The 7,696-nt window shown below is 51.5% G+C and carries 7 protein-coding genes and 1 pseudogene; 4 read left to right on the top strand and 4 right to left on the bottom strand.

Features of this window, described 5'->3' with window-relative positions:
* Positions 1 to 89 precede the first annotated feature (89 nt).
* Together ACT3XD_RS18965 and ACT3XD_RS18960 are read right to left on the bottom strand one after the other, a co-directional pair.
* Complete coding sequence (locus ACT3XD_RS18965; protein WP_192539660.1) at positions 90 to 875, bottom strand: DUF3750 domain-containing protein; 786 nt, start codon at positions 873 to 875, stop codon at positions 90 to 92.
* A gap of 15 nt (positions 876 to 890) precedes the next feature.
* Entirely contained in the window at positions 891 to 1,316 is a 426-nt protein-coding gene (locus tag ACT3XD_RS18960) for a DUF488 domain-containing protein (RefSeq protein ID WP_018915981.1), read from the bottom strand.
* Positions 1,317 to 1,562: 246 nt separating this feature from the next.
* Between ACT3XD_RS18960 and ACT3XD_RS18955 the strand changes: the two genes are divergently transcribed.
* The 4 genes and pseudogenes from ACT3XD_RS18955 to ACT3XD_RS18940 form a co-directional block, all read left to right on the top strand.
* Positions 1,563 to 2,009, top strand: a complete 447-nt coding sequence (locus ACT3XD_RS18955) for an Rrf2 family transcriptional regulator (protein WP_192539669.1) — start codon at positions 1,563 to 1,565, stop codon at positions 2,007 to 2,009.
* Positions 2,010 to 2,366: 357 nt separating this feature from the next.
* Positions 2,367 to 3,110, top strand: coding sequence for a Crp/Fnr family transcriptional regulator (locus ACT3XD_RS18950; protein WP_192539661.1), 744 nt, complete (start codon positions 2,367 to 2,369; stop codon positions 3,108 to 3,110).
* A 192-nt stretch (positions 3,111 to 3,302) separates the two neighbouring features.
* Positions 3,303 to 4,091 (top strand): SDR family oxidoreductase, encoded by a 789-nt coding sequence (locus tag ACT3XD_RS18945; RefSeq protein ID WP_018915978.1) that lies wholly within the window; start codon positions 3,303 to 3,305, stop codon positions 4,089 to 4,091.
* 683 nt (positions 4,092 to 4,774) lie between these two features.
* Positions 4,775 to 5,302 (top strand): annotated as a pseudogene (locus ACT3XD_RS18940) (transposase); the annotation flags it as partial.
* Positions 5,303 to 5,600: 298 nt separating this feature from the next.
* On the opposite strand, the gene ACT3XD_RS18935 reads toward ACT3XD_RS18940, so the two are convergent.
* Both ACT3XD_RS18935 and ACT3XD_RS18930 read right to left on the bottom strand, forming a co-directional pair.
* Complete coding sequence (locus ACT3XD_RS18935; RefSeq protein WP_044630821.1) at positions 5,601 to 6,467, bottom strand: alpha/beta hydrolase; 867 nt, start codon at positions 6,465 to 6,467, stop codon at positions 5,601 to 5,603.
* Positions 6,468 to 6,579: 112 nt separating this feature from the next.
* Complete coding sequence (locus ACT3XD_RS18930) at positions 6,580 to 7,407, bottom strand: alpha/beta hydrolase (RefSeq protein ID WP_192539662.1); 828 nt, start codon at positions 7,405 to 7,407, stop codon at positions 6,580 to 6,582.
* Positions 7,408 to 7,696 lie beyond the last annotated feature (289 nt).

Genomic DNA, 7,696 nt, shown 5'->3' with positions numbered 1-7,696 from the left:
AGTGCAGCTGTATAAAAGCTGCACTTAAATAATAAATTAATAACCAAAAGGCTTATTCAACATCAAGATGTGGGGCTCTTAGTAGTGATTCACGGCGTTTCGAAAGGACCATTACCTAAAACATTGGCAGGCATGCCTAGACGCCCCACGCCCGGTAATTTAAGCGCTGGGTGCTTAACGTCAATTCCGACCGACAGCCCCAGCAGATTTATTTCAATACCTTCTTCAAGCGCTATCAGTAGCCCCGCCATACCGCCCAGCGAAAGCTGGTAGCCGGTACCGCTGGGCACCGGGGCAATCAATGTATCAAACAAGTAATCCTTGCCGACGGCCGTCACCGGCAGCGTGATATCAAACCCGTCGACTTCGCGAGCGACCCATGCAACAAACGTATTGCTATTAGGGCCTGGCCATATTCGATATTGCTCAGCGCTGGGGTAGCGAGCGATCGCTTCCTCAATAGCCGGAATAAGCGCCGCCGCATCCTCCCCACGATAGTCGGCCAAAAGCGAGGGTGTATTGCCATACCAGGCACGATCCGGCATATCCTCCGCAGCGACAACCGTAGGTCGGCGCCAACTCATTACTTGATAAATATAATAGTACGACGCCCCCGGCTTCTTCATTGCGATCCATGGGTGAACGCCAAAAGCACCACGCCAATTATAGGTATGAGCAGCATAGACCTGTATAACCGCATCGGCTGACGCATCGGGATGCGGCGCCAACCCGGACGAAGAGCGATCAAGCGTTGACCAGTGCGCATCCGTCACGATCATGCCGCTGGCAAGCATCCACGCGGGGCCTACCAGCAATAAGCCAAGCGTCAACACTATCAGTAAAAACACGCGGAATACTCCACGCTTTAATGTCATAAATAACTCAAATATTTAGATCTCGCTCTGCTGGCTTAACAAACACGGTGAAGATGCTGGCTCACGGTCACTACGATCTTCCTCTTCAAGAGCGTCTAACAGTGCTTCACGCAGAATAGGCAAATGTGACTGCTCAAGTTGGCGTGAGGCGGTCAACAGCGTGAGTTTGCTTTGCCGGGCGTAGCGCATCAGGGGCAATAGCGCGTCAGCAGACTCTTTTAGCTCCAACCGGTAGCGGGTTTGAAAGGAGGCCTCGCTAATTTTTTGCTGATGATAATCGCGCCGAAGTGCAGAAGATGGCGCTGCATCCCGGTACCAGTCGGTCAACGCTAATGAAGCACGCTCTTTTCCGCGTGGCCATAGGCGGTCGACTAATATACGTGCGCCATCATCTTCTTCAAACGCTGAATAGACCCGCTTAAGGGCTATGTCATAGCTCATACGACCTCCCTGAGACAGCTTTCCCGTGCAGCTAATATGTACGAACACTGTTTATATCGTTTGTCCATGCTATACCCCCTTGCTAACGATTTATCTGTCATAGGTTAAAAAAATCATCGACCCCTGACGAATAGGCATATAGAGCGGCATCCTGGCTGCTCCTTGATGACCCCGCTGTTAGAAAGGACATTCCCCACGCCCGACAAACGCCGTACAATGCAGCGTTTAATCCACCTTCGGTCTGCTATGCATTTAACTCGCTTTACGGATTATTCGATTCGCGTGCTGCTTTATCTGGCAACCAAGGGTGAACAGCGGACAACCATTACGGAAATTGCCGAGACGTTCTCGATCTCGCGCAATCACTTGATGAAAATTGTCCAGGAATTACATCAAAAAGAATACCTTAAAGCAATTCGCGGCAAACATGGCGGGCTTTGGCTCAATCGCGCGCCCGAGCTTATTCGATTAGGAGCGTTGATACGAGACACCGAGCAGGAAATGGCGCTCGTCGAGTGTTTTAGAGACAACAATGCTTGCGTCATTACCCCTTCTTGTCGCCTAAAGCCGATTCTTAATGATGCGCTTGAAGCTTTCTTGGGGGTTTTGGATAATTACACGCTGGCAGATTTACTGCATGGCCGACAGAGTAAATTGGCTGCATTGATGAGGATTCCCACGGCCAACGTTTAGCCTTAATGCTTTAGTCTTGAGCCGCTTTCTTAAATTACGATTCTGTTTTCGTCCTGCATAACATGAGAAGATCTCATTCCCTGTACACATAGCCAGTAATGGATGCCAAAGCTGCCTGCTTCCTTTGGCTGCACGGTATATAAGCGTTATCTCGCCTTAAAATTTGAATACACTGCTTTGCCAAACAGGACATTAGATTAACTGCATAACACGCAGTGCGATGATTGGGCTGCACACCCTATAACCTCTGGCTATTTACCCTCATGTGCAGCATGCTCAAGGCTAGATTCACATTATTAGCAAATAAGCAGGTAAATGTTGCATGTGGCTTCATTTCTGCAAACCATGGAGTCCAACATGACTACCGCGCCCGATTCCCCCAATCAAATAATGATCCGTAAGTTAGACAGCATTTTCGTTCTCACTGACGAGGAAAAGCAGGCGCTTACAGACTTACCGGTTCAAATCAAAAACATTAAAACTAATCACGACATTGTAAGAGTGGGAGATCAACCGGCTCAGTGCTGCTTCATTGTTGAAGGTTTTACCTGTGTCTATAAAGTGTCTATCGAAGGCAAGCGTCAAATAATGGCCCTGCATGTGCCTGGCGATATCCCTGACCTGCAAAGCCTTCACCTGAGGGTCCTAGATATTAATATTGCCTCTATCAGCCCTTGCAAACTCGGCTTCATCCAGCACAAGGATTTGAACCAACTGTTCGAACGTCACCCTCGTCTTGCGGGTGTTTTCTGGCGTGAAACTCTTATATACGCCTCAATCTTTCGTGAATGGCTTCTAAATATAGGCCAGCGTGAAGCTTATTCGCGCATCGCGCATATTATCTGTGAACTCATGCTGCGCCTAAAGGCGGTAGGTTTAGTTGAGAACAACACGTTTCACATGCCCGTTACCCAGGCAGAAATAGCAGACGCGACAGGAATGACACCGGTTCACGTGAACCGAGTCTTTCAAGCGCTGCGCTCAGATGGCTTGATCCAGACTGACAAAAGTCGCATGACCATACCTGACTGGAACAAAATACAGCAGGCAGGCGAATTTGATCCTCTTTACCTGCATATTGAGAAAGATGCCGCTTCATAGCCGTTTGTTTAGTTTGGATGTGCCTGCTCCGGTGCTTTTTTTATACTGTGTCCATGGCTAATAATCTAGCCAGTTCAGTTTTATTCCCTGCCCCATAAAGCGCCAAATTCGTTACAGGCATACTATTATCAATAAATGGTGACTATTTTCATTACGCTAAAGCCGGAAATTGAATAAGAAGGAGCGCACAGTATGGATTTGGGAATCACGGGGCGCTGGGCAGTGATTTGTGCAGCAAGCAAAGGGCTAGGCCGGGGCTGCGCTGAAGCGCTCGCCAAAGAAGGTGTCAACCTAGCCATCAACTCGCGTAACGCCGAGGTGCTCGAGAAAACCGCCGAAGCATTACGGGCACTGAACCCTGAAATTGAAGTTCGCCCGGTACCCGGCGATATTGGGCATGAAGAAGTGCGCGAGGCACTGCTTGCTGCCTGCCCGCAGGTCGATATTCTGATCAATAACAACGGCGGGCCACCACCCGGTGATTTCCGCGACTGGGATCGTGAAGATTGGATACAGGCCGTGGACGCCAACATGATCACGCCGATAGCGCTAATCAAGGCGACGGTGGACCGCATGGCCGCCAACGGCTTTGGACGCGTGGTCAATATCACGTCAGGTGCTGTGAAAGCCCCCATTGACATCCTCGGGCTTTCCAACGGTGCACGCAGCGGGCTGACCGGCTTCGTCGCCGGGCTCGCGCGCCAGCCACAACTTGCCTCCTGCAATGTCACGATCAACAACTTGCTACCCGGCTCTTTTGACACCGATCGGCTACGCGGCAACTTCAAAAACGTCGCCGAGAAAACCCAGCAAGACATTGAGCAGGTACGCGAGCAGCGTGCTCAAGGAGTGCCTGCCCGACGGTTCGGCACAGCTGAAGAGTTCGGCGCCTTCTGTGCGTTTATGTGCAGCGAACACGCGGGCTATCTGACCGGGCAGAATATTTTACTCGACGGCGGCGCCTATCCAGGGACGTTCTAGCAGAATGCATGCGCGCGATTGATACTGAGCAAATGGAGGTTAAGGCAAGTTTACGACAATCTGGGAGGGGTATAGCAGATGTCGTTTCCACTTCAATCTGACATAACCAGAACCAAAAAACAGCCACTTACATCAGGAATTCCACCGCAAAATGACATAACTTTTCCACTTTTAAATGACATAAAGTAAAACGATCGTTTGCTATGGTAGCAAAATAACGTCATAAAAAAACATTCTGATAAACAGCTCTTGGCCGCAGCACATGATCAAAACTGCGGAGCATCCCGCTAAGATGGACACCTTACCCCGCCTCATTCACGAGGGTGCTGATTGAGCGGTCTGGAGGTACTGACTGGTGGCATCGCTTATCAAGATCGGCTTCTTCAGCGCGAATGGCCGGTGAGTAATGCCAGAACGCCGACCTTTTCCCGCTTTCTTATAGCTATTTAGAATCAATTGCGGCCGCCCACGCAGCAGTGATCGCTGACCGCCGCCGCTCGACTTCTGGTGCTGTGGTGGTCTCGCAGGAGCGTCAGCTCAGTGCGGTCAGCTTCGGTAGCCCCTTCAGCAGCGTCGGCCACCACTTGTCGGCAGCGGCTCCGAGATGAACGGTGATTCGCCGAGCGTGCGTAAGCGTTCATTCCACGACGTGGCTTGCGACGGCCGGTCCTGAGCCAGCACTCGAGCAGCCTCGGGAGTGGTGCCACGATCTGGAGTACCAAGCCGGCTCCTGGCCGGCACCGCGGCGCGTAGTGCTGGTGGTGCAGGAACGCCCCGATGACCTACTGTTGCATGCCTTCTTCCTGGTCACCAATCTCGGCAAGTTCGACTGGCCGCCAGAGAAGGTCCTGGCACTCTATCGCAAGCGCGGCAGCGCCGAGGCGCACATGGTCGAAGTGAAGTCGGCGCTCGACGTGCACCTCTCGTCGACCGATCGTGGCGCCTCCACCGTTCAGGACGTGATGGCCCGCAACGAGGTGAGCCTGCTGCTGAGCCTCTACGCCTACCAGGTTCTGCATGGCCTGCGCTGCCTCCTGGAGCGGCAAACCCGACAAGGCTGGAGCCTGAGCCGGATGCGCGAGCAGGTGCTCAAGGTCGCCGCCACGCTGAGGCTGCACGCTCGGCGAATCACGGTTCACCTCGGTGCCGCCGCCGACAAGTGGTGGCCGACGCTGCTGAAGGGGCTGCCGAAGCTGGCCCCGCTGAGCTGACGCTCCTGCGAGACCACCACAGCATCAGAAAGCGAGCGACCGCGGCGGCGGTCGGCGATCACGGCTGCTTGGACGGCCGCAATCGATTCCAAAGAGCTATAAAAAAGCGAAAAAAGGACCGCGCTCCGGCATTACTCAATAGCCACTCGCGCTGAAGAGTCCGGTCCTGGTAAGCGATGTCAACAGCCACCACCTTCAAGCCGTGCAATCGGCCCCCTCGTGAATGAGGCGGGATCAATGGATACGAATTTGAGTAACACCATACTAGGAAAGAGGTCCTTCCCTCTTGAGAAAACTGCTACTCAGGCAGTGCACCGAGAGGGCGGCTAGCAAAGCTGAAAACATACTCCATAGCTTCTGGCAAAGTGTCTTTCCATACATTCCATTCATGATCACCATCGACGATACGCAGCTCTACTTGGTTCGGCTGATGCTCTCTGAGAGCCTGATAAAGCATAGTGGCATGGTAAGCTATATCGAAGGTGTCATGGTCGCCAGAGTTGATGTAGAGCGGTACTACCTCTTCACCAGCCATGTAGTCGTCGATATAGGAGGGATAGTTAAGTTCTTTCCAGCGCTCCTCTGAGAAGTTTTCTTCTTCATCCAAGTAGGCGGGATGACGCCAAGCAGACGAGTGTTCTGGAGGAAGAGAGGCGTAGATGGCGGGGCTTAGGGCAGCGCCTGCAACGAACAGATCAGGATGCTGGAAGACGAAATTGATGGTGCCATATCCACCGGCTGAAAGCCCGCCGATCACACGACCCTCGCGCTCCCTGATAGCTGGCCAGGTAGACTCGATATGTGGAAGCAAATCTTCGATAAAGGCGGTGGCAGCCGGTTCGTTGTTACCATCTACCCACCAGCTCTGGTTGCCAGGCATCACGATGAGTGCTGGTGGTATCTTGCCTTGTGCAATCAAAGCATCAGCGGTTTCCTGCAACGATCCTCTGGAGGCCCAGTCATTCTCGCTACCAAAAGAACCATGCAACAGATACATGACCGGATAACGCTTATCGCTTTCACCAAATCCATCCGGAGTATAGAGAGTATAGGGATAGGGGGCTCCCAGCACTTCTGAATCAAATTTATAGTGAGCAACCTCACTGGCATTGGCACCAGCAGACACTAACCCAATTACTGTCATGATCTTGATTGCATACTTCATATGTGATTCCTTGTAATTTTTTTGATTTATGTTTCACTCAGAGGCGATATCCCGCCCATGAAAAATCGCATACTGCGACATCAGCACCCTACTATCGCTATCGCCATAGCATTCACTTCCTCGAATTTTCGACCTTTGGTAACCTTGAGACTATAAAGTCCTTCACCTCCTCTAGTACTTCATTCCTGTTGGTTTCATTAAATATTTCATGGCGTGCACCTTTAATGAAGGAGCATGAAAAATCACCACCTGCAATTTTCTCCAGCGTTGGGCGGCTTTCTTCCAGCAGCACAAGCTTGTCTTCCGTCCCATGCATCCATAGGGTCGGAACGACTCCTAGGCTAGTTCCCTCATAAATCTTATTCAGCATCACTTTCATCGATTGCAAGGTAGACCGCTTGAAAGGACCGTGCCATACCAGAGCATCAGCCTCATAATCCCTCCCAACACTTGAGTCTCGTGACAAGGTCTTGGTATCTAATGGCTCATCAGGGAGCGAAGCCAAGTCATCCAAATCGGTAATGGCTGTGCGTACACCGAGTAGTGGCCCCGATAATATAAGTGCCGCCACCTCATCCTGATGCAATTGGGTATAACGCGTCGCAATCATTCCCCCCATCGAGTGTCCGATGACCACCACCGGGAGGTCAGGGTGACGCTGCTTGTAATGATCAATGACCTGTCCAAGATCTTCGACGACCGAGTCAAAGTCCGCTATCTCGACGCGTTCGCCTTGAGATAGCCCATGCCCCTGATGGTCTGGACCGATAACCACGGCACCACTAACATGCAACACATCAGCCACATGCTGGTAGCGCCCCAGGTGTTCCCCATATCCATGTACTAGAACAGCAATATAGTAAGGCGCTTCATTCTCCCAACAGGAAACCGTCAAGTCACCTCGATTTCCCTTGATAGAGTGCAATGCTCTGGTAGGCATAAGCTTTCTCGTCGGGCCAGCATGAATTTTTGATAACAATCATGAAATATTCTCTTTTGAACATACTATAGCCATACTGTCCCTCCAGCGAGCTATCATGACTAGACTTTAGGAGTAGCAATCTTGCAAGCTATTGCATTTTAGCCCGTTAAATCACCTACCAATGCTTAATGGTGCGCTGCGTAGTTTGTATGCAAACATCGGTAACGAAAACAACATCGGTGAAATTCGATCCCCCAGAATATTCGGCTGGCTCATCTGGAACTAGGTTTGAGCGGTCTGGAGGTAC

It is taken from the genome of Halomonas sp. AOP7-B1-5, from assembly GCF_052353045.1.
GTDB classification, from domain to species: Bacteria; Pseudomonadota; Gammaproteobacteria; order Pseudomonadales; family Halomonadaceae; genus Vreelandella; species Vreelandella colorata.
This window is presented reverse-complemented; position numbering and strand designations above follow the sequence as displayed.